Origin of the sequence: Terrabacter sp. RAF57 (assembly GCF_052113925.1) — a bacterium.
Classification (GTDB): domain Bacteria; phylum Actinomycetota; class Actinomycetes; order Actinomycetales; family Dermatophilaceae; genus Terrabacter.
Window position 1 is genome coordinate 222,540 of record NZ_JBFRDT010000004.1, and the last position, 21,605, is coordinate 244,144.

The 21,605-nt window shown below is 71.6% G+C and carries 24 protein-coding genes and 4 tRNA genes; 11 read left to right on the forward strand and 17 right to left on the reverse strand.

The window, feature by feature from the left end; translation table 11 throughout:
* Positions 1–99: 99 nt before the first annotated feature.
* The 3 genes from AB4Y83_RS08195 to AB4Y83_RS08205 form a co-directional block, all read right to left on the reverse strand.
* Positions 100–1,809, reverse strand: a complete 1,710-nt coding sequence (locus tag AB4Y83_RS08195; protein ID WP_442296522.1) for a SulP family inorganic anion transporter — start codon at positions 1,807–1,809, stop codon at positions 100–102.
* Positions 1,810–1,939: 130 nt separating this feature from the next.
* Positions 1,940–2,012 (reverse strand) — tRNA-Arg (locus AB4Y83_RS08200).
* Between the two features lie 56 nt (positions 2,013–2,068).
* Positions 2,069–3,259 carry a PrsW family intramembrane metalloprotease gene (locus AB4Y83_RS08205; protein WP_442275605.1) on the reverse strand — a complete coding sequence of 397 codons (1,191 nt, stop codon included), beginning with the start codon at positions 3,257–3,259 and terminating at the stop codon, positions 2,069–2,071.
* 69 nt (positions 3,260–3,328) lie between these two features.
* Here AB4Y83_RS08205 and orn point away from each other — a divergent pair, with 69 nt between their 5' ends.
* The 3 genes from orn (at position 3,329) to AB4Y83_RS08220 (ending at position 5,532) form a co-directional block, all read left to right on the forward strand.
* Positions 3,329–3,952, forward strand: coding sequence for an oligoribonuclease (gene orn / locus AB4Y83_RS08210; protein ID WP_200959189.1), 624 nt, complete (start codon positions 3,329–3,331; stop codon positions 3,950–3,952).
* A 146-nt stretch (positions 3,953–4,098) separates the two neighbouring features.
* Positions 4,099–4,174, forward strand: a tRNA-His gene (locus tag AB4Y83_RS08215).
* Between the two features lie 185 nt (positions 4,175–4,359).
* Positions 4,360–5,532, forward strand: a complete 1,173-nt coding sequence (locus tag AB4Y83_RS08220; protein ID WP_442275606.1) for a glutamate--cysteine ligase — start codon at positions 4,360–4,362, stop codon at positions 5,530–5,532.
* Between the two features lie 34 nt (positions 5,533–5,566).
* Here the strand turns inward: AB4Y83_RS08220 and AB4Y83_RS08225 are convergent, their stop codons facing one another.
* The gene (locus AB4Y83_RS08225) at positions 5,567–5,986 is read right to left on the reverse strand and encodes a DUF5994 family protein (RefSeq protein ID WP_442296596.1); all 420 of its coding nucleotides are present in this window, start codon (positions 5,984–5,986) and stop codon (positions 5,567–5,569) included.
* 442 nt (positions 5,987–6,428) lie between these two features.
* Between AB4Y83_RS08225 and AB4Y83_RS08230 the strand changes: the two genes are divergently transcribed.
* Both AB4Y83_RS08230 and AB4Y83_RS08235 read left to right on the forward strand, forming a co-directional pair.
* Positions 6,429–6,501, forward strand: a tRNA-Lys gene (locus AB4Y83_RS08230).
* Between the two features lie 153 nt (positions 6,502–6,654).
* Positions 6,655–7,461, forward strand: coding sequence for a hypothetical protein (locus AB4Y83_RS08235; RefSeq protein WP_442296523.1), 807 nt, complete (start codon positions 6,655–6,657; stop codon positions 7,459–7,461).
* Between the two features lie 33 nt (positions 7,462–7,494).
* Here AB4Y83_RS08235 and AB4Y83_RS08240 read toward each other — a convergent pair whose 3' ends face one another.
* The 4 genes from AB4Y83_RS08240 to AB4Y83_RS08255 form a co-directional block, all read right to left on the reverse strand.
* Positions 7,495–7,788 (reverse strand): GroES family chaperonin, encoded by a 294-nt coding sequence (locus AB4Y83_RS08240; protein WP_056827140.1) that lies wholly within the window; start codon positions 7,786–7,788, stop codon positions 7,495–7,497.
* Positions 7,789–7,862: 74 nt separating this feature from the next.
* Entirely contained in the window at positions 7,863–8,114 is a 252-nt protein-coding gene (locus AB4Y83_RS08245; protein WP_442275608.1) for a DUF3618 domain-containing protein, read from the reverse strand.
* A 30-nt stretch (positions 8,115–8,144) separates the two neighbouring features.
* Entirely contained in the window at positions 8,145–8,618 is a 474-nt protein-coding gene (gene bcp / locus AB4Y83_RS08250; protein ID WP_442275609.1) for a thioredoxin-dependent thiol peroxidase, read from the reverse strand.
* Between the two features lie 65 nt (positions 8,619–8,683).
* Positions 8,684–8,767: transfer RNA gene (locus AB4Y83_RS08255), tRNA-Leu, on the reverse strand.
* Positions 8,768–8,867: 100 nt separating this feature from the next.
* On the opposite strand from AB4Y83_RS08255, the gene AB4Y83_RS08260 reads away from it, so the two are divergent.
* The gene (locus AB4Y83_RS08260; RefSeq protein ID WP_442275610.1) at positions 8,868–9,092 is read left to right on the forward strand and encodes a hypothetical protein; all 225 of its coding nucleotides are present in this window, start codon (positions 8,868–8,870) and stop codon (positions 9,090–9,092) included.
* Positions 9,089–9,496 carry a RidA family protein gene (locus tag AB4Y83_RS08265; RefSeq protein WP_442296524.1) on the forward strand — a complete coding sequence of 136 codons (408 nt, stop codon included), beginning with the start codon at positions 9,089–9,091 and terminating at the stop codon, positions 9,494–9,496. The genes AB4Y83_RS08260 and AB4Y83_RS08265 overlap by 4 nt, the downstream gene beginning before the upstream one ends.
* Here the strand turns inward: AB4Y83_RS08265 and AB4Y83_RS08270 are convergent.
* The 7 genes from AB4Y83_RS08270 to clpS form a co-directional block, all read right to left on the reverse strand.
* Entirely contained in the window at positions 9,483–11,048 is a 1,566-nt protein-coding gene (locus tag AB4Y83_RS08270; RefSeq protein WP_442296525.1) for a molybdopterin-dependent oxidoreductase, read from the reverse strand. The two genes, AB4Y83_RS08265 and AB4Y83_RS08270, sit on opposite strands and share 14 nt — an antisense overlap.
* Positions 11,045–11,665 (reverse strand): RdgB/HAM1 family non-canonical purine NTP pyrophosphatase, encoded by a 621-nt coding sequence (gene rdgB / locus AB4Y83_RS08275; protein WP_442296526.1) that lies wholly within the window; start codon positions 11,663–11,665, stop codon positions 11,045–11,047. Before rdgB ends, AB4Y83_RS08270 begins: the two co-directional genes overlap by 4 nt.
* Positions 11,662–12,402, reverse strand: coding sequence for a ribonuclease PH (gene rph / locus AB4Y83_RS08280; RefSeq protein ID WP_442296527.1), 741 nt, complete (start codon positions 12,400–12,402; stop codon positions 11,662–11,664). Before rph ends, rdgB begins: the two co-directional genes overlap by 4 nt.
* A gap of 116 nt (positions 12,403–12,518) precedes the next feature.
* Positions 12,519–13,388, reverse strand: a complete 870-nt coding sequence (locus AB4Y83_RS08285) for an aldo/keto reductase (protein WP_442296528.1) — start codon at positions 13,386–13,388, stop codon at positions 12,519–12,521.
* Positions 13,389–13,507: 119 nt separating this feature from the next.
* Complete coding sequence (locus AB4Y83_RS08290) at positions 13,508–14,275, reverse strand: MBL fold metallo-hydrolase (RefSeq protein WP_056775830.1); 768 nt, start codon at positions 14,273–14,275, stop codon at positions 13,508–13,510.
* 56 nt (positions 14,276–14,331) lie between these two features.
* Positions 14,332–15,030: a DUF2017 domain-containing protein gene (locus tag AB4Y83_RS08295; protein ID WP_442296529.1), complete on the reverse strand. Its 699-nt coding sequence runs from the start codon at positions 15,028–15,030 to the stop codon at positions 14,332–14,334.
* On the reverse strand, positions 15,030–15,335 hold the full coding sequence (gene clpS / locus AB4Y83_RS08300; protein WP_056759470.1) for an ATP-dependent Clp protease adapter ClpS: 306 nt from the start codon (positions 15,333–15,335) through the stop codon (positions 15,030–15,032). The genes AB4Y83_RS08295 and clpS overlap by 1 nt, the downstream gene beginning before the upstream one ends.
* A 71-nt stretch (positions 15,336–15,406) precedes the next feature.
* On the opposite strand from clpS, the gene AB4Y83_RS08305 reads away from it, so the two are divergent.
* Both AB4Y83_RS08305 and AB4Y83_RS08310 read left to right on the forward strand, forming a co-directional pair.
* Entirely contained in the window at positions 15,407–16,720 is a 1,314-nt protein-coding gene (locus tag AB4Y83_RS08305; protein WP_442296530.1) for a nicotinate phosphoribosyltransferase, read from the forward strand.
* Positions 16,721–16,723: 3 nt separating this feature from the next.
* Positions 16,724–17,338 carry an isochorismatase family protein gene (locus tag AB4Y83_RS08310; protein ID WP_442275618.1) on the forward strand — a complete coding sequence of 205 codons (615 nt, stop codon included), beginning with the start codon at positions 16,724–16,726 and terminating at the stop codon, positions 17,336–17,338.
* 111 nt (positions 17,339–17,449) lie between these two features.
* Here AB4Y83_RS08310 and AB4Y83_RS08315 read toward each other — a convergent pair whose 3' ends face one another.
* A complete protein-coding gene (locus tag AB4Y83_RS08315; RefSeq protein ID WP_442275619.1) occupies positions 17,450–18,121 on the reverse strand; it encodes an IclR family transcriptional regulator in 672 nt (223 codons plus the stop codon).
* 4 nt (positions 18,122–18,125) lie between these two features.
* Positions 18,126–19,400 (reverse strand): homogentisate 1,2-dioxygenase, encoded by a 1,275-nt coding sequence (locus tag AB4Y83_RS08320; protein WP_442275620.1) that lies wholly within the window; start codon positions 19,398–19,400, stop codon positions 18,126–18,128.
* A gap of 82 nt (positions 19,401–19,482) precedes the next feature.
* On the opposite strand from AB4Y83_RS08320, the gene AB4Y83_RS08325 reads away from it, so the two are divergent.
* Entirely contained in the window at positions 19,483–20,343 is an 861-nt protein-coding gene (locus tag AB4Y83_RS08325) for a hypothetical protein (RefSeq protein WP_442296531.1), read from the forward strand.
* A complete protein-coding gene (fahA, locus tag AB4Y83_RS08330; RefSeq protein WP_442296532.1) occupies positions 20,340–21,593 on the forward strand; it encodes a fumarylacetoacetase in 1,254 nt (417 codons plus the stop codon). Before AB4Y83_RS08325 ends, fahA begins: the two co-directional genes overlap by 4 nt.
* The last annotated feature ends 12 nt before the right edge of the window (positions 21,594–21,605 follow it).

Here is a 21,605-nt window from a genome sequence, read left to right on the forward strand (position 1 = left end):
AACTGAAAGGCGGCGCGCCTCTACGACATACCCCGAGTCGTGACCTGAGAGTGCCACGCGGGCACCGGATCCGCCCGGTGGACACGGGCGTCCGGCCGCTCACTCGTCCGGCCGACCGGCCCGTTCCCGGCGCTCGGCCGCCACGGCTCGGGCGACGTTGCCGTGGAGGTGGTCGGCACCGAGCCGTTCCATGACGCCGTCGAGCTCGAGCGTCGACCGCACCGAAGCCTTGAGCCTGGCCAGCCGCAAGACGACCCCGGAGTCCTCGGCCAGATCGAGCACGTCGGCCAGCTTGGCCGACCCCTGGGAGTCGACGTAGTCGATGCCGCCGCAGTCCAGGACGATCCCCTTGACAGCCGGGTCCTCGTGGATGACCTCACGGACGCGGTCCTCGAGGGCGTCCGACGTGGCGAAGAACAGGCCGCCGTCCATCCGGATCACCACGATGCCGGGGACCGTCTCACCGTCGGGGTGGTCGGCGAGGTCGCGGTAGACGTCCGTGCCCGGCTCGCGTGCGAGCGTCGGGATGTGCGGTCGGGTGGAGACCTTGATGAGCCAGAAGATCGACAGCGCCACCCCGATGATGACGCCGGCCAGCACGCCGAAGACGAGAGCGCCGAGCAGCGCCGCGACGGCCACCGCGAAGTCGAAGCGCTTGACACGGAAGAGGCGTCGCATCTCCGGGAGATCCATCATCCCCATGACGACGGCCTCGATGATGATGGCGGCCAGCACCGGCTTGGGCAGGTCGGAGAAGAGTGGCGCCAGGAGCAGCAGCGTCAGGAGGACCGCGAATCCCGTGGTGAGCGAGGCCAGCCCCGACTTGGCGCCGGAGTGGTCGTTGAGCGAGCTCGCCGACAGGCTGGTCGAGACGGGCATCCCCTGCAGGACGCCCGAACCGGCGTTGGCGAACCCCTGCGCGACCGACTCCTGGTCGATGTCGATCTGGTAGCGGTGCTTGGCGGCGAAGGCGCGCGCGTCGCCGGCGGTCTGGGAGAAGCCGATCAGCACCAGGGCGAAGGCCGCCACGGCCCCGACGCCGACGTGGTCCCACATCAGCTGCATGTCGGGCAGGACGAGGGTGGGCAGACCTCTCGGCACGTCTCCGACGAGGGCGACGCCGTGGTCACCCAGACCCAGTAGCCACGAAGCGAGCAGACCGCCGACCACCAGCACGAGCGCACCCGGCACCTTCGGCGCGACGACGCGCAGACCGAAGACGACGGCCAGCGAGAGGACGCCCACCAGCACCGTCGTGCCGTGCGCGTCGCCGAGCGTCGTGAACCACGACCGCAGCTCCTGGAGCGGGTTGCTCCCCGACACCTTCGTGCCGGTGAGCTTCGGCAGCTCGCCGATGACGACGTCGATCGCGGCCCCGAAGAGGAATCCGGTGACCACGGCACGGGAGAGGAACTGGGCGATCCACCCCATCTTCAGCACCGCGACGAGCAGGTAGAGGACCCCGGACGCGAGGGTGATCCCCGCGACGAACGACGCGACGGCCTTCTCGTCGACGATGCCGGCCGCGAGGACGGCGCTCGCCGCGACGGCCGCGAGTCCCGAGCTCGGCCCCACCGAGATCTGCCGGCTCGTGCCGAAGATCGCGTAGAGGATCGCCCCGGCGGCTGCCGCGTAGAGGCCGTTCTGCACGGGAATCCCTGCGATGCCGGCATAGCCGAGGTTCTTCGGGACGACGAGCGCGAGGACGGTGACGCCCGCGATGAGGTCTCCCCTGAGCCAGCGGCGGTCGTACGAGCGCAGCCAGCCGATGATGGGGATCCTGCTGACTCCCGAGGCTCGATCCGACATGAGCGCGCCGCCCTCCCGTCAGGCGCGCGGACGACACCGGGGCGGTGCGATCCATCACACGCCGGCTGACGCCACCAGCATCGCAGCCGACGACGGAGCGCGCCGAGTATTCCGGCAGGCCGGTGCACAGTGCCCCCGGCAGGACTCGAACCTGCGACCAAGAGATTAGAAGGCTCTTGCTCTATCCGCTGAGCTACAGGGGCGGGTCGCCCGATCCGGGCGCCGTCCAATGATAGGCACCGCTAGGCGCCGCGCCGGCTCAGGTCACGGGCGAGCCGACGAAGTCACGACGGTGCGACGTGATCGCCTCGAGCAGCACCATCTCGCGCTCCGACGCCCCGTCCTCGGCGGTGCCGTGGACGAGCCGCGAGCGCAGCAGCGCCAGGTCGCTCGCGCTGTCCTGGAAGGCGTCCATCGACCGCTTCGCAGGACGACCGCCGTTCTGCCGCGCCCAGGCCCGCGCCGCACGACGCAGCCGCAGGTGGGAGAGCATCGTGACCTCGGCGTGGGTGAGCCAGCCGGCGTCGGCGTACGGCGAGAGGTAGCGACCGATGAGCCGACCCTCCCGCCGACGCAGCCAGAGGAGGAAGCCGATGAAGGCGAGGAAGAGCGGCACCTGGTAGGAGACGTACGCCGCGAAGAAGCCGTCCATCCCGGCGAGCGCCGAGAGGTTCCAGAGGCCGTGGAGCAGCATGGCGCAGAACCACCCGGCGAGGATCGAGACGACGCGCACCACCGGACGTCGGGCGGACACGGCGATGCCGATCCCGATGCCGGTCAGCGACGTGAAGAGCGGGTGACCGAACGGACCCATGAGCCCACGGACGAGGAAGGTCGACGTCAGGCCCTCACCGCCGTACTCGTTGTAGGCCTGCCCGAGGTAGAGGATGTTCTCACTGAAGGCGAAGCCCGCCCCGATGAGCCCGGCGTAGACGATGCCGTCGATGATCCCGTCGAACTCGCGCCGACGGAACAGGTAGATGAGCAGGATGCCCAGCCCCTTGAGCGTCTCCTCGGTGACCGGCGCGAGGTACACGGCACCCGTCTCGAGCGGGTCGGTCCAGCGCGCCTCGACGAGCATCTTGAGGCCGAAGGTGTTGAGGAAGAAGGCACCGACGACGGCGACGAGCGCCCCCCAGAGGAAGGCGAAGACGATGTACCGCGCCGGCTCCGCCTCGTAGCGGTCGAGCCAGAGGAAGGTCGGCACGATGACGAGCACCGGGATGATCGCCATGAGCGCCGACGTGACGATCGTCTGGGTCGTGAGCCGGTCGCCGAGGATGCCGAGCAGGATGAGCAGGCAGACGAGGAAGACCGATGCCGCGACGCCGATGGTGAGCGCGGTGCGGAGCATCGGCCGTCGGGTCGGGTTGCGCGCCGGACTCCATTGCTGCGCCTGCCCGCCCGGGCTCGCGCCAGTCCCCTGTGTCGTCACGTCCCCTGAGGTCATGAGGGCAGGCTAGTGCAGCGCTGTGGCCGCCGACCGGGGCTCGTCCCCCTCAGCCTCTATGGTGGACCGGTGAGTGACACCAACCACCGAGCCATCGCCGACCGGATCATCTGGATCGACTGCGAGATGACGGGCCTGTCCCTGAAGTCCGACGCCCTCGTGGAGGTGGCCGCCCTCGTCACGGACTTCGAGCTCAACCAGCTCGGCGACGGCATCGACGTCGTCGTCAAGCCGCCGGACGAGGCCCTCGAGCAGATGGACGACTTCGTCCGCGACATGCACACCAGCTCGGGCCTCATCACCGAGCTCGACTCCGGGGTCACGCTCAAGGAGGCCGAGCACATCGTCCTCGACTACGTCCGCACCTTCGTCCCCGAGCCGCGCAAGGCCCCGCTCGGCGGCAACACCGTCGCGACCGACCGGGGCTTCCTGTCGCGCGACATGCCCGTGCTCGAGTCCTACCTGCACTACCGCATCATCGACGTCAGCTCGATCAAGGAGCTCTCGCGCCGGTGGTATCCCCGGGTCTACTTCAACGCCCCCAAGAAGTCCGGCGGGCACCGGGCGCTCGCCGACATCCGCGAGTCGATCGCCGAGCTGCGCTACTACCGCCAGGCGGTTTTCGTGCCGCAGCCCGGCCCCGACAGCGCCACCGCCAAGGCGCTCGCGTCGCCTCACGTCATCGAGCACTGAGCGCTGTGGAGCAGCCCTTCGGGCGATGGCGTATGCCGTCAGCGGTGCCGTCGACGGGGTGGTCACGAGCACCTCACGAGAGCCTGTAGCATTGTCGACGCCGTGACACGGCGCCGAGCCCTCGGGCCCGGCTCGTGTTGTGCATGGTGGGTGTAGCTCAGCTGGTAGAGCACCTGGTTGTGGTCCAGGTGGCCGCGGGTTCAAGTCCCGTCACTCACCCCAACGGTCCTGCTCGTCAGGATGAACGCATGGCCCGGCTCCCCGAGGGGAGCCGGGCCGTGCTGCATCTCGGACCGGTCCCGGGCTGAGGCAGTCCGGCGCCGATAGGCTCGTCCCAGCCGCTCACACCGGCCCGCAGCCCGCAACGCTGCTCTGCGGTCGCTTCCCCGACGACCCCGAGGTGACCCATGAACGACCCGAGCGAGCCGTCGGTGGACGCGCGGTTCTCACCGTCTGCCGGTCAGACCCTGGGCGTCGAGTGGGAGATCGGTCTGCTCGACCCGGCCACGCTCGACCTCACCTCGCGCGCCGTCGAGCTGCTCGGCCTCGCCAACGGGCCCGAGGACACGGGTCACGCCCGACCGACGAAGTCGCGGTCGACCGTGACGCAGGAGCTGCTGCGCAACACCGTCGAGATCGTCACCGGCGTCTGCGCGAACGCCGAGGAGGCAGCCGCGGACCTCGCCGACGGACTGGGGCGCGTCCAGCGCGCGGCCTCCGAGCTCGACGTCCTGCTCTACGGCGGCGGGGCGCACCCGTTCGCCCGGTGGGAGGACCAGCAGGTCACCGAGGGCCAGCGCTACGCGACCCTCATCGACCGCACCCAGTGGTGGGGCCGGCAGATGGTGATCTTCGGGGTCCACGTCCACGTCGGCGTCCGATCCGCCGCGAAGGTCTGGCCCCTCGTCAATGCCCTGCTGACCTACCACCCGCACCTCACGGCCCTGTCGGCGTCCTCCCCCTACGGCTCGGGGGCCGACACCGGCTACGCGAGCAACCGCACGATGCTCTTCCAGCAGCTGCCCACGGCCGGCCTGCCCTTCCAGTTCGAGACGTGGGCGCAGTATCGCGCCTACCTCCACGACGTCTTCACGACCGGGGTCGTCACCGACGCGAGCGAGCTGCGCTGGGACGTCCGGCCGTCGCTGCGCCTCGGCACCATCGAGGTCCGGGCCTGCGACGGCTTCTCGCGCCCGCAGGACGTGGCCGCCGTCGCCGCCCTCATCCACTGTCTCGTCGCTCACCTCGAGCACCAGCTCGACGAGGGCGTCCTCGCACGCCCACTGCCCCCGTGGCACGTGCAGGAGAACAAGTGGCGGGCGGCCCGCTACGGGCTCGACGCGATCATCATCCGCGACGCCGACAACGCCGAGGTCCACGTCGTCGACGACATCCACGACCTCCTCGAGCAGCTGCAGCCCACCGCGCGGCGCCTCGCGTGCACGCGTGAGCTGACAGGGATCGAGGACATCCTGCGCGACGGCGCCGGCTACCAGCGGATGCGCGCGGCCGTCATGGACGACGGCGCCGGCGACCTGCGGGCCGCCGTGCGCGCCATGCTCGTGTCAGACGGCCCGTGACGTCCGACGGCGGCCCGGCGGGAGACCGCCGCCGCTACTCCCCGACCGTCGCCATCGCCGTGTGTGCGGTCTCGCCGTCGGTGTCGGGCGGGAGCACCGTGAGGACGAGCCTGCCGTAGTTGCTCAGGGACAGCAGGACGTGGTCGGGGAAGCGACTGTGCTCGAACCAGCCCAGGTGCGTGATCCCGATCGGGCTGCGCACCGTGCGAGGTCCGTCCTCCCACCCGGCACGCTCGTAGCCGAACCGTGCGATCCGAGCGCGGGTGCGGTCGTGCACGGCGACGTCGAGCAGCGGCACCTCGACGCGCAGGTCGCTCGACCTCGGCCACCACACACCGTCGGAGGCACTCACCCCCGGATGGGGCGACAGGGCGAGGCGACTCGTGAGGTCGTCGGGCGGTGGCCCGGCGGCGGCCTCCGGTAGGGAGGTGTCGGTGGGCGGGGACAGGGGCATGGCGTTCACGGTGGCTCCTCCGGGAGCATGACGAGATGGGTGGCCGCGGCTCGCTCGTCACTTCCTGCCCTGGAGGACCGACGCCGCGCAAGGGTCGGGTCCTCTCCTGCCGACGGGGCACCCTGACCGGGTGACCCTGTCTCCACTTCAGCGTACGCCCGCGGCGCCGCACCGGCGCCTCCGCGGCATACCGCACAATGGGGTCATGCTCATGGGGAACAAGAAGGCCCAGCGGATCACGGTCGGTGTCATCATCGGCGTCATCGTCGTCAGCCTCGCGCTGTCACTCATCTCGACGGCGAGCGCGACCCCGTAGTCACGCGAATCCGCCCGCAGCACCGGGCCGCCCGGCCCCTGCGAGGGCCCAGGCGCGGGACTCGGGACACCTCCGGGCGACCGATTTTGTCCCGGCGCGGGACGGCTGCTAACGTTTCCCCTCGTTGCGCCGCTAGCTCAATTGGCAGAGCAAGTGACTCTTAATCACTGGGTTCGGGGTTCGAGTCCCTGGCGGCGCACTTCAAGACCCCCGTTCGGAGCGATCCGGACGGGGGTCTTCCCTTTGTCCCTCTTGATTCGCGTATCAGGCTGACAGCGCCGCGCCTCCCTTGGACGATGGAGGTTACACCCGGGGCGCGGGTGACCGCGTCGCCGGCTCGAGGGGAGATGCGATGAGCGGCTGGGACGACGAGCTGGACCGAGGCGACCAGGGCGAGCGGGAGGTCATGCCCGACCTGCCGTGGACCGAGGAGCCCCCACCGCCGGGCGGCGGCGACCGCGGCGTCACCGTTCGCGGGCCGGGAGCGAGCGTCGGCAAGGCGCGCGCCTTCACGACGTACCTTCCGGTCGGGATGTGCTGCAACTTCGTGTGGAACTGCATCGCCGCTCCGCACACCTTCGGGCTGGCCGACGCCAACGCCGCCTGGGCACGCGCGGCGCAGCGCCGCGGTGGTACCGACGCCCCTGCGGGCGCCCCCGTCTACTGGGCGGGCGGCAAGCACGGCCACATCGCCCTGTCCGTCGGCGCAGGCCGGGTCCGTTCGACGGACTGGCCCGCCAAGGGCAAGGTCGGCGAGGTCGACATCGACGTGATCACGAAGGCCTGGGGCATCACCTACCGAGGCTGGTCGGCCGACTTCGCGGGCACCGCGATCCCCGGGCTGGGCGCGGGCCAGACCGCGCTGGCCGGAAGTGGCGGTGCCGTCGACGACGAGGCGATCCGGCCGGGCAAGCGCAACCCCTCGGTCCGGCGCTTCAACAAGGCGCTGTGGGACTCGATGCCCGCCGACTACCGCGCCTCCCACCAGAAGGTGTGGATGAGCGAGGCCTCCGACCTCTACGGACCGGTGTCGCAGCAGGTCTGCTTCGACAAGTACGTCATGCTCAACCAGAAGGACGCGAAGAAGTGGCCGCTGCCGAGCAAGCCGGTGTGGCCCGGTCCGGGACTGCTGCGCAAGCTCGGGCTGCGCCCCGACTGACGCCCGACCGACGCCCGACCGACGGAGCGAGCCTCAGAGGTAGAGGCCGGTCTGGCCGTCCTCGACGCGTCGCGCCGCGACGGCGTGGATGTCGCGCTCGCGGAGCAGGACGTAGTCCCTGCCGTGCAGCTCGACCTCGCCGCGGTCCTCGGGGTCGAAGAGGACGCGGTCGCCCAGCTCGACCTGGCGCACGTTGGCGCCGGTGGCGACGACCTCGCCCCACGCGAGGCGCTTGCCCACCGACGCGGTCGCGGGGATGAGGATGCCGCCGCCGGAGCGCCGCTCGCCCTCGTTCTCGAGGGAGACGAGGACGCGGTCGTGCAGCATCCGGACGGGCAGTCGGGCCGCCGCTGCGGCAGCATCCTTCCTGGCCACGGCAGTGGGTGGGCCGGCCGGCCGGATCAGCGCCGGCGACGCAGGAAGCCGACGGCGACCACGACGACGACGGCTGCCGCCACGACGGCGCCGATGCGCTCGATACGCAGCTCGCCGTCCTCGGTGTGGGTGGCCGCGGCGAGGCGCAGCCTGAGGCCCTGCACCTGACGCTGGGCGATGACCTGCGGCTGGGCACGGTAGGCCAGCTCGTTGACGGTGCCCTCGAGGCGCGCGCGGGCGGCCTGGATGTCCTGCTCGATCCGTACGGTGTCGCTCATCTGGCTTCCTTTCGGGGGACGGTTGCGACTCTAGTCGGCGATGCCGAGGTCGCGACGGAGCTTGGCGACGTGGCCGGTCGCCTTGACGTTGTAGAACGCGTGGCTGACCTTGCCCTCCTCGTCGACGACGAACGTCGACCGGATGACGCCCTCGACGGTCTTGCCGTAGAGCTTCTTCTCACCCCAGGCGCCGTATGCCGTGTGGACCGCGAGGTCCTCGTCGCTGAGCAGCGGGATGGTGAGGTGGTCGCGCTCGCGGAACTTCGCCAGCTTGGCCGGCGTGTCCTTGGAGATGCCGACCACCTCGTAGCCGTCCTTCTTCAGCGAGTCCAGCGACTCGCTGAAGTCGCACGCCTGCTTGGTGCAGCCCGGCGTCATGGCGGCCGGGTAGAAGTAGACGATGACCTTGCGGCCCGCGAAGTCGGCGAGGCTGACGGTCTGGCCGGTGTCGTCGGTGAGGCTGAAGGCAGGCGCCTGCTCGCCGGGCTCGAGTCGTGCGGTCACGATCTGCTCCTTCGTCGTCATGTCTGCGGGGCTCGTACCCGTTCCGGACACGAGGTCGGTCCGGCTGGTGCGGACGGCGGGACTCGAACCCGCACACCTAGGGCACAGGAACCTAAATCCTGCGTGTCTACCAGTTCCACCACGTCCGCTCGCGGGGTGCGCGGCCCCCACTGTAGTTGGCGTCGCCCGGGTATCAGGAGCCGCCGTCCGCGCTCCGTCTCCCATGACCCACGGACGAGGAGGTGCGTCATGGACAGGACGAACGCATCGGTCGGGGCCGCGCTCGACACGACGACGTGCCCGGAGTGCGGAGCCCTCGCCGAGGTGACGGAGCGCGCGGTGCTCGAGAGCACCGACGGGCCCGTCGAGCATGCACGGATCCTCTGCGTGGCCCGGCACTGGTTCCTCCTGCCGGCCGCGTCCCTGTCGAGCCCACCCGCACGCTCACCGGTCAGGACTAGCCTGCGCTCATGAGGCGCAACATCGGCACGGGCGGTCCGTGGGAGGGCGTCGTCGGCTACTCGCGGGCCGTCCGCGTCGGGGACACCGTGCACGTGGCGGGGACCACGGCGATCCGCGAGGGCCGGGTCGTCGCGCCCGGCGACGCGTACACGCAGGCGAAGGTCGCGCTCGAGATCGTCGTCGAGGCGCTCGCGGAGTGCGGGGCCTCGCCCTCGGACGTCGTGCGGACCCGGATGTTCGTCACCGACATCCGTGACTGGGAGTCGGTGGGTCGCGCGCACGGCGAGGTCTTCGCCGACGTGCGGCCGGCCGCGACGATGGTCCAGGTGACCGCCCTCATCGATCCCGACCTGCTCGTCGAGATCGAGGCCGAGGCCGTCGTCGGCTCGGGGACCCCCGGCGTCACTCCACCCTGACGTTGACGGCGTGGATGCCGGTGGCGCCGTCGGGTGCGGGCGGCTCCTCGAGCGGCGACTGCACCTGCCCCTTGGCGTCGTAGGCGCGCACGCGGATGTCGTGGCTGCCCGGCGTCGCGTCCCACTCGTAGACCCACTGGCGCCACGTGTCGATGCTCGCGTCGGCGGCGAGGCGAGCCTCGGTCCAGGGCTGCTGGTCGACCTGCACCTCGACCTTGGAGATGCCGGTGTGCTGCGCCCACGCGACCCCTGCGACGGCGACCGTGCCGGCCTTGACGCTCGCCCCGGCCTTGGGGACGTCGATGCGCGAGGCCGTCTTGATCGGTCCGGTCGCCGACCAGCCACGCGGCGTCCAGTAGGCCACGTCGGCGGCATACGTCGTCACCTTGAGCTCGGTGACCCACTTCGTCGCCGAGACGAAGCCGTAGAGGCCCGGCACGACGACACGCACGGGGAAGCCGTGCTCGAAGGGCAGCGGCTCGCCGTTCATCCGGATCGCGAGCAGGGCGTTGCGGTCGTCGGTGAGCGCGCCGAGCGGGGTCGAGGCGGTGAAGCCGTCGGTGCTCGTCTGGAGCACCATGTCGGCACCGGCCTTGGGGCCGGCCATCGCGAGGAGCTCGCGCACGGGCCAGCCGGTCCAGACGGCGTTGCCGATGAGGTCGCCCCCGACCTCGTTGGAGACGCACGTCAGGGTGACCAGCGCCTCCTGCATCTGCTTGCCCTGCAACGTCTTCCAGTCGATCTCGACCTCACGGTCGACCATGCCGGTGACCTTGAGCTTCCAGTCGTTGGCGTCGATGCGCGGCACGACGATCGCCGTGTCGATCCGGTAGAAGTCGGCGTTCGGGACGATGTACGGCGTCAGACCCGGCACCTTGAGATCGGCGCCGGCGGGGATGGCGAGCTTCGTGCCCTTGAGCGGCGTGCTCTTGAGCGCGTCGCGCGAGACCGTGGCGGCCGCCGAGTCGCCCCCGAGGTAGCTGCCGGCGTATGCCGCGACGGCGCCGACCGCTCCCCCGATGACCCAGCGTCGGCCGGGACCGGCAGCGCCCGTCGAGCTGGACGAGGGGGCCGAGGCGCGGCTGAGGAACCAGATGCCGGCAGCGGTGCCGAGGATCGTGGGCAGGACGTCTGCCGGGCCGGCGCCCGGACGGGTGAGCACCGCGGCCGCGCCGACGACCCCGACGACGGCGAAGACGACGAGGCCGGCGACGAGGTGGCGGCTCGCGAGCACGCCGACCGCGGCGCACGCCAGGGCGAGCACGACGACGGTGCCGACGAGCAGGGCCCGCTTGTCGTTGGTGCCGAAGGTCGCGATGGCGAAGTCCTTGAGCCACGGCGGCGTCCGGTCGATGAAGGCCCCGCTGACCGCCGCGATGGGGGCCGGCTGGCCCGAGGACTGGCCGACGGCCGTCAGCAGCGCTGCGGCGAGCGTCGCCAGCCCGACCGTGAGCAGCCCGGCCACCAGCCCGTCGACGGCGCCCCACCAGAGCGGACGGGCCGGCTGCTGTGGGGCGGTCTCGGGACGGGTTGCCGGGCTGGTGGTGGTCATGGCCTCAGGTGCTCCTTCAGGTGTGGCACGAGTGCACGGAAGGCGAGCGCCCGGTGCGAGACGTGGTTCTTCTCGTCGGCGTCGTACTCCGCCAGTGTGCGTTCGTTGCCGTCCGGCTGGTCGGATGGCAGGAAGATCGGGTCGTAGCCGAAGCCGTTGGTGCCCCGCGGCTCGCGGCCCACGGTGCCGGGGAAGCGCCCGAGCTCCGCGGCCGAGCGTCCGTCCGGCAGCACGATGGCAGCGGCACAGACGAAGGCGGCGGCGCGGTGCTCGTCCCGGACGTCGCCGAGCTGTGCGAGGAGCAGCTCGAGGTTGGCGCGGTCCCCGCCCCCACCCGACCAGCGGGCGCTGAAGATGCCGGGCGAGCCGCCGAGCACGTCGACGGCCAGGCCGGAGTCGTCGGCGAGGGCGGGCAGGCCCGTCACATGGGCCGCGGACGCGGCCTTGAGGATGGCGTTCTGCTCGAACGTGACGCCGTCCTCGACGACGTCCGGCGCGTCGGGGAAGCCGTCGAGACCGACGATCTCGAGCCCGAGGTCGGCGCTCACGTCGGCGAGGATCTCGCGCAGCTCCTCGACCTTGTGGGCGTTGCGCGTGGCGAGGACGACCTGCGTCACGGGGCAACCTCCCCGGCCAGGGCGGCGTGCTGCCGCTCGGTGAGGTCGGCGCAGCCCTTCGTGGCGAGGTCGAGCAGCTGGCCGAGCAGGTCGCGGTCGAAGGGCGCACCCTCGGCAGTGCCCTGGACCTCGATGAAGCGGCCGTCGCCGGTCATGACGACGTTCATGTCGGTCTCGGCGGTCGAGTCCTCGGGGTAGTCGAGGTCGAGGACGGCACGGCCCTCGACGATGCCGACGGAGACGGCTGCGACCGAGCCGGTCAGCGGCTGGGCCTTCTTGCCGACGAGGCCCTGGGAGCGGGCGTGCTCGACGGCGTCGGCCAGGGCCACGTACGCGCCGGTGATGGCGGCGGTGCGGGTGCCGCCGTCGGCCTGCAGCACGTCGCAGTCGAGGACGATGGTGTTCTCGCCCAGGGCCTTCGTGTCGATGACAGCGCGCAGGCTGCGCCCGATGAGGCGGCTGATCTCGTGGGTGCGGCCGCCGATGCGGCCCTTGACGCTCTCGCGGTCGGAACGGGTGTTGGTGGCGCGGGGCAGCATGGCGTACTCGGCGGTGACCCATCCGGTGCCCTTGCCCTTGAGCCAGCGCGGGACGCCCTCCGTGAAGGACGCCGCGCACAGCACGCGCGTGCGCCCGAACTCGACGAGGACGCTGCCCTCCGCGTGGTCGAGCCAGTTGCGGGTGATCCGCACCTCTCGGGTCTGGTCGGGGGCACGGCCGTCATGTCGGTCAGTCATGCCCACGAGGCTAGCCATGACTCCACGCTAGGCCTCAATCGCGGGTGCGGGGACGGGCCCGGACGGCTCGTTCGTGAACCGTAAGGACCCGTCCCCGCGGCGCGATGACGGGCCGATCAGTCGAGCGTCTCGGCCGAGAGTCGCTCGACCTCGTCGGCCGACAGCTCGAGGTCGACGGCCTGCACCGAGTCCTGGATGCTCTCCGGACGGGAGGCGCCCGGGATGGGCACGACGGTCGGCGCGAGCGCCAGCTCCCATGCGAGGGCCACCCGCTGCGGGCTCACGTCGTGGGCCTTCGCCACCTCCGCGAACGCGTCGTGCCGGCTACCGAGGTCACCAGCCCTGCTGATGCCGCCCAGCGGGCTCCACGGCAGGAAGGCGATGCCGAGCTCGGCGCACAGGTCGAGCTCCGCGCGGCTGCTGCGGACGGCCGGCGAGAACTGGTTCTGCACCGACACGAGGCGGCCGCCGAGCACGTCCTGCGCCTCGCGGATCTGGGCCGGGTCGGCGTTGGAGATGCCGGCCATCTCGATGACGCCCTCATCGAGCAGGTCCACGAGCGCACCGACGGACTCGGCATACGGCACGTCGGGGTCGGGCCGGTGGAACTGGTAGAGCCCGATGGCGTCGCCGCCGAGCCGCTGGAGCGAGGCCTTGGCGGCCTCCTTGAGGTGGTCGGGGCGCCCGTTCTGGGTCCAGGACCCGTCCCCCGGGCGCAGGTGGCCGCCCTTCGTGGCAACGAGGACGTCAGCCGCACTGCCGGACCACGACGAGAGCGCCTTGGCGATGAGGGACTCGTTGTGGCCCACCTCGCCGGCGTCACGGTGGTAGGCGTCGGCCGTGTCGATGAGGGTCACGCCGGCGTCGAGCGCGGCGTGGATGGTCCGGATCGAGCGGTCCTCGTCGGGCCGCCCCTCGATGGACATCGGCATGCCGCCGAGACCGATCGCGCTGACCTTCCTCGATCCGATGGTTCGCTGCTGCAACGGTGCCTCCTTGGTTCGGTCGTTCCGGTCGTCGGCGGACGTCCGGCGACTGCCGGGCGCGCGACGCACCGTCACGGTCCATACCCGGCTTCGGGGGCCGTCACCCGCAACCGGAACGGTCAGAGGCGGTAGGTGGCGTCCGGCTCGGCGAGCTCGACGCAGCCCGGCCACACCGCGGCAGCCTCCGCCCGACACACCTCGGCGTCGTTCCAGGCCGGGATGTGGGTCAGCATGAGGCGACGCACTCCCCCGGCCCGGACGGCCGCCTCGGCGGCGCGCCGACCCGAGAGGTGGATGTCGGGCACCGTGTCGCGGCCCTCGACGAAGGCCGAGTCGGCGAGCACGAGGTCGGCACCCGTCATGAGCTCGTCGAGCTGGTCGCACGTGTCGGTGTCGCCGGTGTAGGCGAGCACACGACCGTCGGCCTCGACCCGGAAGCCATAGGCCTCGACCGGGTGGTTGACGTGCACCGGCGTGATCGTGAACGGCCCGACCGTCACCGGCTCGCGGTGGCGCAGGTCGTGGAAGTCGAAGACGGACAGGACGCCCTCGGCCTCGCCACCGCCGTAGGCGCGGGCGAGGTGCACTCCGGTGCCCGCGGGGCCCCAGACCGGCATCGTCGCGCGCCCGGGTCCGCCGGGGAGGTAGCGCATCATGACGTAGAGCCCGCACATGTCGATGCAGTGGTCGACGTGCAGGTGGCTGAGCAGCACCGCGTCGACCGCATACGGCTCGATGTGGCGCTGCAGGGCGCCGAGGGCGCCGTTGCCGAGGTCGAGCACGATGCTCCACGTGCGACCCTCGTGCTCGGTGCGGACGAGGTAGGACGAGGCGGGCGAGCGTGGACCCGCGAAGGATCCCGAGCACCCGACGATCGTGACGTCCACGTGACGAGCCTAGGTGCCGGCACCGACTCCGGCCCGGCGACATGGCGTCGCGTGCGTCACACCGTGCCGTCCGGGCGCCGGCCTTCGTCGTCGTCGACGTCCTCCTCGAGGTCGTCCTCGACGTCGTCGTCGTCGTATGCCGCCACGACGTCACGCAGGTCGGTTCCCATGAGCGCGTGGGTGAGGGTCTCCTGCAGCCAGGTGAGGAAGTCGTACCACGCCATGGCGTAGCCGAGCGGGTCGTCGTCGTCGATGTCGTCCATCGCGGCGTGCAGCGCCTCGGCGTCCTCCTCGGTGCGCATGCCCATGCGTTCCCCGAGCAGCAGGCGCACGTCGGTGAGCGCCATGAGGAAGGCCGGCGCCTGCGACTCGTCGAGCACGACCCGGTTGCCGACGGCCCCGTCGACGCACGCGAGCGCGACGTCGAGGTTGCCGCTCTTGCGCTGGCGCAGGCCCTCCTCGGTGAGGCGACGGAACTCGGCCGCGATCTCGTCGTCGCCGCGATGGGCCGTCGGCAGGAGCCGGTCGAGAGCCGGGTCTCGGTCGTCGAGCGACGCCGAGTCGGTCTGCTGGTCGGCTGCGCTCAGCGACAGGCCCATGGACGCCACGAGGTCGTCGAACGCGTCACCGGTCGGCTCGATCTCGGGCGAGAGCAGCAGGCGCGTCTGCTGCATGAGGCCGAGGAGCACCGTGCGCTCGGTGGACTCGAGGAGCGCGACGTAGTGGTCCTTCTCGCGCAAGAAGGCGCGGGCCATCAGCTGTCCTTCTCGAACGTGGCCCAGAGGCCGTAGCCCTGCAGCGCCTCCGCGTCGCGCTCCATCGACTCGCGGGGGCCGTTGGAGACGACGGCGCGGCCCTTGACGTGCACGTCCATCATCAGCTTCTCCGCCTTCGGCCGGGCGTAGCCGAAGTAGGTCTCGAAGACCCACGTCACGTACGTCATGAGGTTGACGGGGTCGTTCCAGACGATCGTCACCCACGGCACGTCGGGTGCGACGACCTCGTCCGTGGAGGTCACCTCCTGCTCGACGGGAGCGAGGGAGAGGGTGGCTGCGGTCACAGGGCCACCCTAGGTCCACCGAGGGCGCGGGGCAGACGGTCCGCGAGGGCCGCGACACCTAGGGTGGGCACGTGAGCCCGACGAGCCCTCGCGCCGCGAGCACGGCGCTGCTGACCGACCACTACGAGCTGACGATGCTCCAGGCCGCCCTCGCCTCGGGCGAGGCGCACCGGCGCTGCGTCTTCGAGGCGTTCGCCCGCCGGCTGCCCGACGGACGCCGCTACGGGGTCATCGCGGGAACGGGCCGGGTGCTCGAGGCGCTCGAGCAGTTCCGCTTCGGCGACGACGAGCTGCGCTTCCTCTCCGACCGCAAGGTCGTCGACCGGGCCACCGTCGACTGGCTCGCCGACTACCGCTTCTCCGGGGACGTCAGCGGCTACGCCGAGGGCGAGTGCTACTTCCCGCAGTCACCGGTGCTCGTCGTCGAGTCCACCTTCGCCGAGGGCGTCATCCTCGAGACTCTCGTGCTCTCGATCCTCAACCACGACACGGCGATCGCGTCCGCTGCCTCGCGCATGACGACCGCCGCGATGGGCAGGCCCTGCATCGAGATGGGCTCACGACGCACCCACGAGGAGTCGGCCGTCGCTGCCGCTCGCGCGGCCTACGTCGCCGGGTTCGACGCGACGAGCAACCTCGAGGCCGGGCGTCGCTACGGCGTGCCCACGACGGGCACGGCCGCGCACGCCTTCACCCTCCTCTACGACTCGGAGAAGGAGGCCTTCACCGCGCAGGTCGAGTCGCTCGGCAAGGGCACGACCCTCCTCGTCGACACCTACGACGTCCGGACGGCCGTCGCCCTCGCCATGGAGATCGCCGGGCCCGAGCTGGGGGCAGTCCGGCTCGACTCGGGCGACCTGCTCATCCTGGCCACCGAGGTGCGCGCCCAGCTCGACGCGGCGGGCAACACCGACACCCGGATCATCGTCACCTCCGACCTGGACGAGTACGCCATCGCGGGCCTGGCTGCCGGACCCGTCAGCGGCTACGGCGTCGGCACGGCCCTCGTGACCGGCTCCGGGGCCCCCACGGCATCCATGGTCTACAAGCTCGTCCAGCGCGAGGACGCGTCCGGGCAGATGCAGGGCGTCGAGAAGAAGAGCAAGGACAAGACGTCGGTCGGGGGCCGCAAGTGGGCCATGCGGCGCCTTCGCGACGACGGGATCGCGCAGGCCGAGGTCATCGGCATCGGTGAGCAGCCGCGCGACGACGGCAACGACCGCCGGCTCATGATCGACCTCGTCCGCGCCGGCGAGGTCGTCGACCACCAGGACATCCACGAGGCCCGCGCCCGCCACGAGGCCTCGCGCGCGGAGCTGCCCCGAGCGGCGGCCCAGCTGTCGCGAGGCGAGCCCGTGATCCCCACCGTCTACGAGAAGGACTGAGGCATGGCCGGACCCACGCACACCGACGGCGCACGGGCGCTGATCATCGTCGACGTCCAGAACGACTTCTGCGAGGGCGGGTCCCTCGCCGTCACCGGCGGCGCCGACGTCGCCCGCGAGGTGAGCGAGCACGTGGGCCGGCACGCCGCGGACTACGACCACGTCGTCGTGACGGCCGACTGGCACGTCGACCCCGGTCCGCACTTCTCGTCGACCCCCGACTTCGTCGACTCGTGGCCGGTGCACTGCGTCGCGGGCAGCGAGGGTGCCGAGTTCCACCCGAGGCTCGCCGGCGCCCTGGGTCACGTCGAGGCGGTCTTCCGCAAGGGCGAGCATGCCGCTGCCTACAGTGGATTCGAGGGACGGTCGGTCGACGACCAGCACAGCACCCTTGCCGCATGGCTCACCGAGCGCGGCGTCTCCCGCGTCGACGTCGTCGGCATCGCCACCGACCACTGCGTGCGGGCCACCGCGGCCGACGCGCAGCGTGAGGGCTTCGAGACCACGGTGCTGCTCGACCTCACCGCGGGCGTGTCCCGGCCCACGACCGACGCGGCGCTCGCAGAGCTGCGCGAGGAGGGCATCCGGCTGCTCGGCTCACCACGAGTCGGCGGCTGACTGCGCCCGCCCCGCTCGAGCGAGTGCATCGTCCCATCTACGTTGGGTTGCAAGGGAATCCGCGCTCATTCGACCCGGTTGGGCACTCATCTTCGGGAGGAGCGCGAGGGGTCAGCGAAGGACGGCTCGGAGGGCGCGGGCGGCGTGCTCGAGCCGCGGACCCACGGTGCGCACGTCGAGCGGCTCGAGCGAGACGACACCGACCGAGGCCTCGACGCCACCCGGGGCCGGGTCGGTGCGGGTCGACAGCGACACCGCGAGCCCGTGCGCCCCCGCCTGCAGCTCCCCGTCGGTGCCGACGACACCTCGCTCCCCCGTCCGACCCGCGAGGATCGCCCGTCCCGCAGCGCCCTGGTCGAGCCGGTGCCGGGCGCCCGAGCGGTAGGCGACGTGGACGTCGGTCCACGACGGCTCGACGACGACGAGCGCCAGGGCCTCGTCCCCTTCGGCGATCGTCAGGTGTGCCGTCGCCCCCACGGCGTCGGCGAGCTCGCGCAGCACGGGCCGGGCCTCGCTGCGCACGACGGGAGTCACGGCCGAGGCGAGTCGACTGATCCCCAGGGCGAGACGCACCCGCCCGTCGGATGCCCGGGAGACGAGGTGGTGGTCCTCGAGCGTCGTCACGAGGCGGTAGACGACCGGCCGTCCGACACCGAGGCCTGCCGCGAGCTCGGTGATCGTCAGACCGGCCGACCCCTCGGTGCCCGCCAGCGTCTCGAGGACGCGGATGCCGCGGTCGAGGGTCTGGGAGGACTCACCTCGAGGGACGGCCGGACCGGGCACGCGGTCAGCCCTCGGAATGGGCGCCGCCGGGCGTCCTCGCGCGGCCCGCCCCCTTGGACCACGACATCGCGTAGAGGCCGTCGTCGACGGCCACACCGCCCTCGCCGAGCTCGAGCGGACGGAACGTGTCGACCATGACGGCGAGCTCGTCGAAGCTCTCGACGCCGATCGAGCCCTCGGTCGCACCGGGCTGCGGGCCGTGCGGGTGGCCGCCCGGGTGCACCGAGACCGACCCCTTGCCGATGCCCGATCCCTTGCGGGCCTCGTAGTCGCCGTCGACGTAGAACATGATCTCGTCGCTGTCGACGTTCGAGTGGTAGTAGGGAACGGGGATCGCGAGCGGGTGGTAGTCGACCTTGCGGGGCACGAAGTTGCAGATGACGAAGTTCCAGCCCTCGAAGACCTGGTGCACGGGCGGCGGCTGGTGGATGCGGCCGGTGATCGGCTCGAAGTCGCGCACGTTGAAGACGTAGGGGTAGAGGCAGCCGTCCCAGCCGACGACGTCGAGCGGGTGGAAGGGCAGCGTGTGGATCGTGCCGACGACGCCACCCGGGCCGTTGCCGCGGTGCTTGATGTAGACGTCGGTCTCCTCGTCGGGGCTCGCGCCGACGTCCTCGGCGAGGAGCGGACCTTCGGGCTGGCGCAGGTCGCGCTCGCAGTAGGGGGCGTGCTCGAGGAGCTGGCCGTACTTGCTGAGGTAGCGCTTGGGCGGCGCGATGTGGCTGTTCGCCTCGATGCAGTACGCCCGCAGCGGCTCGTCGCCGGAGACCTCGGGGAGCCATCGGTGCGTCGTCGCCCTGGGGATGATGACGTAGTCGCCCTCGGCGACGTCGAAGGCGCCGAAGACCGTCTCGACGCGAGCCCGGCCGCGCTCGACGTAGACGCACTCGTCGCCGATCCCGTTGCGGTACCACGGGCTCGGCGCGCCGGCGACGGCATACGAGATGCGCACGTCGCCGTTGCCGAGGACGAGGCGGCGACCCGTGACGACGTCGGTGCCCTCGACGGACGCGGCGTCGAAGAGGTCATGGAGCTTGAGGTGCCGAGGTGTCAGCGGGTGGTTCGGCGTCGTCGACTGGTCAGGCACCTCCCAGACGGCGGAGCCGACCGTCGTCGACGGGATGTTGCGGTGGTAGAGCAGCGAGCTGTCGGAGCTGAAGCCCTCTTCGCCCATCAGCTCCTCGTAGTAGAGCTCGCCCGGGGCGCTCCCCGTGCCGGGCCGGCGGTGCTGGGTGTGCCGCTTGGGCGGGATGCTGCCGACCGACTGGTAGTGCGCCATGGGCGAGGGCCTCTCCGTCGAGCGCGTCCGATGAGCGGACGCTTGTGTATCGCTATTGCAACAGTGGAGTACGCTCCCGGTCATGTCAAGGACGCCGTTCGCGCCCCTCTTCGACCGCCTCGTCGACGACGCCGCGGTCTTCCCGCCAGGGCTGGCCCCGCTCGACGAGGCCGTGCGCGAGCACCTCGACCGACGCACGGGTCCGTATGCCGTCCACATCGGGCCGCTGCTCGTCCCCGCCGCGTCGGCGGGCGAGCTCGCAGCCTTTGCCGCCACGGACCCGCGCACCGCCCAGGCACCGCTCGAGGTCAGCCTCGTCGTGCGCCCCGGCAGCCCGGCGCGGCCCCTCGTCGACGCCCTCGCCTCGCTGCGCGACGACGAGCGGGTGCTCGTCACGGCGGCTGAGCTCGGCTGGTCACCCGAGTGGCGGCAGGTCCTCGACGCCGGGATCCCTGTCGTCGTCGAGGTGGGCCTCGGGGACGACCAGGCTCGCGGCCTCGACGACATCGCTGCCGCCGTCGACGAGCAGCACGACGTGACGGCCAAGTTCCGCACCGGGTCGACCCCGACGTGGCCGTGGCCCGACGAGGCGACGCTCGGCGGCTTCCTCGACGCCGTCGTGCTGCACGGCCTCCCGTTCAAGCTGACCGGAGGCCTGCACCACTCGGTCCGGGGCATCCACGGCGGCGAGCCGATGCACGGGCTGCTCAACGTCCTGCTCGCGACGCACGAGGCGCTGGGCGGTGCCGAGGCGCACGACCTGGCCGGCATCCTCGCTCGTCACCACGCCGAGGTGCTCGTCACCGCTGTCTCGAGCCTGTCCACGGGGGACGCTGAGCAGGTCCGCGAGAGCTTCACCGCCTACGGCTGCTGCGGCGTGCTCGACCCCCTGACCGAGCTCGAGGCACTCGGGCTGATCACCACCGAGGAGTCCCACGCATGACGCCGTCCACCCGGCCGAGCACCTGGCTCGACGTCCCCGCCGACCACCCGTTCGGCATCGACACCCTCCCCTACGGCGTCTTCAGCACGGCCGGCGACCCGGACCGGCGCGTCGGGGTGCGCATCGGTGACCTCGTGCTCGATGCCGGAGCCGTGGCGGCGATCGGCCGCGATGCCGGGCTCGTGGGTGACGGACCCGATCTCGCGACGGCCTGGCAGACGCCGAGCCTCAACGCCTTCCTCGCCCTCGGCCGCCCGGCGTGGACCGTCGCCCGGGAGTGGCTGACCGAGGTGCTCCGCGACGAGGTGCACCGCGACGGCGTCTCGCCGCACCTGCACCCCGTGGAGGAGGTCACGCTCCACCTGCCCGTCGAGGTCGCCGACTACGTCGACTTCTATGCGAGCGAGGACCACGCGAGCAACGTCGGCCAGATCTTCCGCCCGGACAACGCCGCGCTCCCACCCAACTGGAAGCACCTGCCCATCGGCTACCACGGCCGCGCCGGCACCGTCGTCGTGTCGGGCACCGACGTCGTCCGCCCGACAGGCCAACGCAAGGGCCCGAACGACCCCGCGCCCGTCTTCGGCCCGAGCATCCGCCTCGACATCGAGGCGGAGCTCGGCTACGTCGTCGGCGGCGCGACCACTCTCGGGTCACGGGTCTCGGTCGACGACGCGCCCGACCACCTCTTCGGCGTGGTCGTCCTCAACGACTGGAGCGCTCGCGACATCCAGGCCTGGGAGTACGTCCCGCTGGGCCCGTTCCTCGGCAAGTCCTTCGCCACGTCGGTCTCGGCGTGGGTCACCCCGCTCGAGGCGTTGACCGCGGCCCGCGTTCCTCTTCCGGGACAGTCGGATCCGGAGGTGCTGCCGTATCTGCGCGGTGACGCCTTCGGTCTCGACGTGCACGTCGAGGTCAGCCTCAACGGCACGCTCGTCTCGCGCCCCGAGCACGCCGGGATGTACTGGTCGCCGGCACAGATGCTCGCGCACCTCACCGTCAACGGCGCCTCCCTGCGTGACGGCGACCTCTTCGGCTCGGGCACGATCAGCGGCCCGACGCGCGACACCCGGGGCAGCCTGCTCGAGCTGACGTGGAACGGCACGGAGCCGCTGATGCTCGCCGACGGCACGACCCGCGGCTTCCTCGAGGACGGCGACACGGTCACCATGACGGCCTGGGCGCCGGGACCGGACGGCTCGCGCATCGGCCTCGGCGAGGTCACCGGCACCATACGACCCGCCCGCTGAGGGCTCTGGGGG

Bases quoted from the DNA above. Each gene is read 5' to 3' on its own strand.
- AB4Y83_RS08195 (WP_442296522.1), bottom strand. From the start codon at position 1,809: ATGTCGGATCGAGCCTCGGGAGTCAGCAGGATCCCCATCATCGGCTGG.
- AB4Y83_RS08205 (WP_442275605.1), bottom strand. From the start codon at position 3,259: ATGACCTCAGGGGACGTGACGACACAGGGGACTGGCGCGAGCCCGGGC.
- AB4Y83_RS08220 (WP_442275606.1), top strand. From the start codon at position 4,360: ATGAACGACCCGAGCGAGCCGTCGGTGGACGCGCGGTTCTCACCGTCT.
- AB4Y83_RS08225 (WP_442296596.1), bottom strand. From the start codon at position 5,986: ATGCCCCTGTCCCCGCCCACCGACACCTCCCTACCGGAGGCCGCCGCC.
- AB4Y83_RS08235 (WP_442296523.1), top strand. From the start codon at position 6,655: ATGAGCGGCTGGGACGACGAGCTGGACCGAGGCGACCAGGGCGAGCGG.
- AB4Y83_RS08240 (WP_056827140.1), bottom strand. From the start codon at position 7,788: ATGCTGCACGACCGCGTCCTCGTCTCCCTCGAGAACGAGGGCGAGCGG.
- AB4Y83_RS08245 (WP_442275608.1), bottom strand. From the start codon at position 8,114: ATGAGCGACACCGTACGGATCGAGCAGGACATCCAGGCCGCCCGCGCG.
- AB4Y83_RS08260 (WP_442275610.1), top strand. From the start codon at position 8,868: ATGGACAGGACGAACGCATCGGTCGGGGCCGCGCTCGACACGACGACG.
- AB4Y83_RS08265 (WP_442296524.1), top strand. From the start codon at position 9,089: ATGAGGCGCAACATCGGCACGGGCGGTCCGTGGGAGGGCGTCGTCGGC.
- AB4Y83_RS08270 (WP_442296525.1), bottom strand. From the start codon at position 11,048: ATGACCACCACCAGCCCGGCAACCCGTCCCGAGACCGCCCCACAGCAG.
- rph (WP_442296527.1), bottom strand. From the start codon at position 12,402: ATGACTGACCGACATGACGGCCGTGCCCCCGACCAGACCCGAGAGGTG.
- AB4Y83_RS08295 (WP_442296529.1), bottom strand. From the start codon at position 15,030: ATGGCCCGCGCCTTCTTGCGCGAGAAGGACCACTACGTCGCGCTCCTC.
- AB4Y83_RS08310 (WP_442275618.1), top strand. From the start codon at position 16,724: ATGGCCGGACCCACGCACACCGACGGCGCACGGGCGCTGATCATCGTC.
- AB4Y83_RS08320 (WP_442275620.1), bottom strand. From the start codon at position 19,400: ATGGCGCACTACCAGTCGGTCGGCAGCATCCCGCCCAAGCGGCACACC.
- AB4Y83_RS08325 (WP_442296531.1), top strand. From the start codon at position 19,483: ATGTCAAGGACGCCGTTCGCGCCCCTCTTCGACCGCCTCGTCGACGAC.
- fahA (WP_442296532.1), top strand. From the start codon at position 20,340: ATGACGCCGTCCACCCGGCCGAGCACCTGGCTCGACGTCCCCGCCGAC.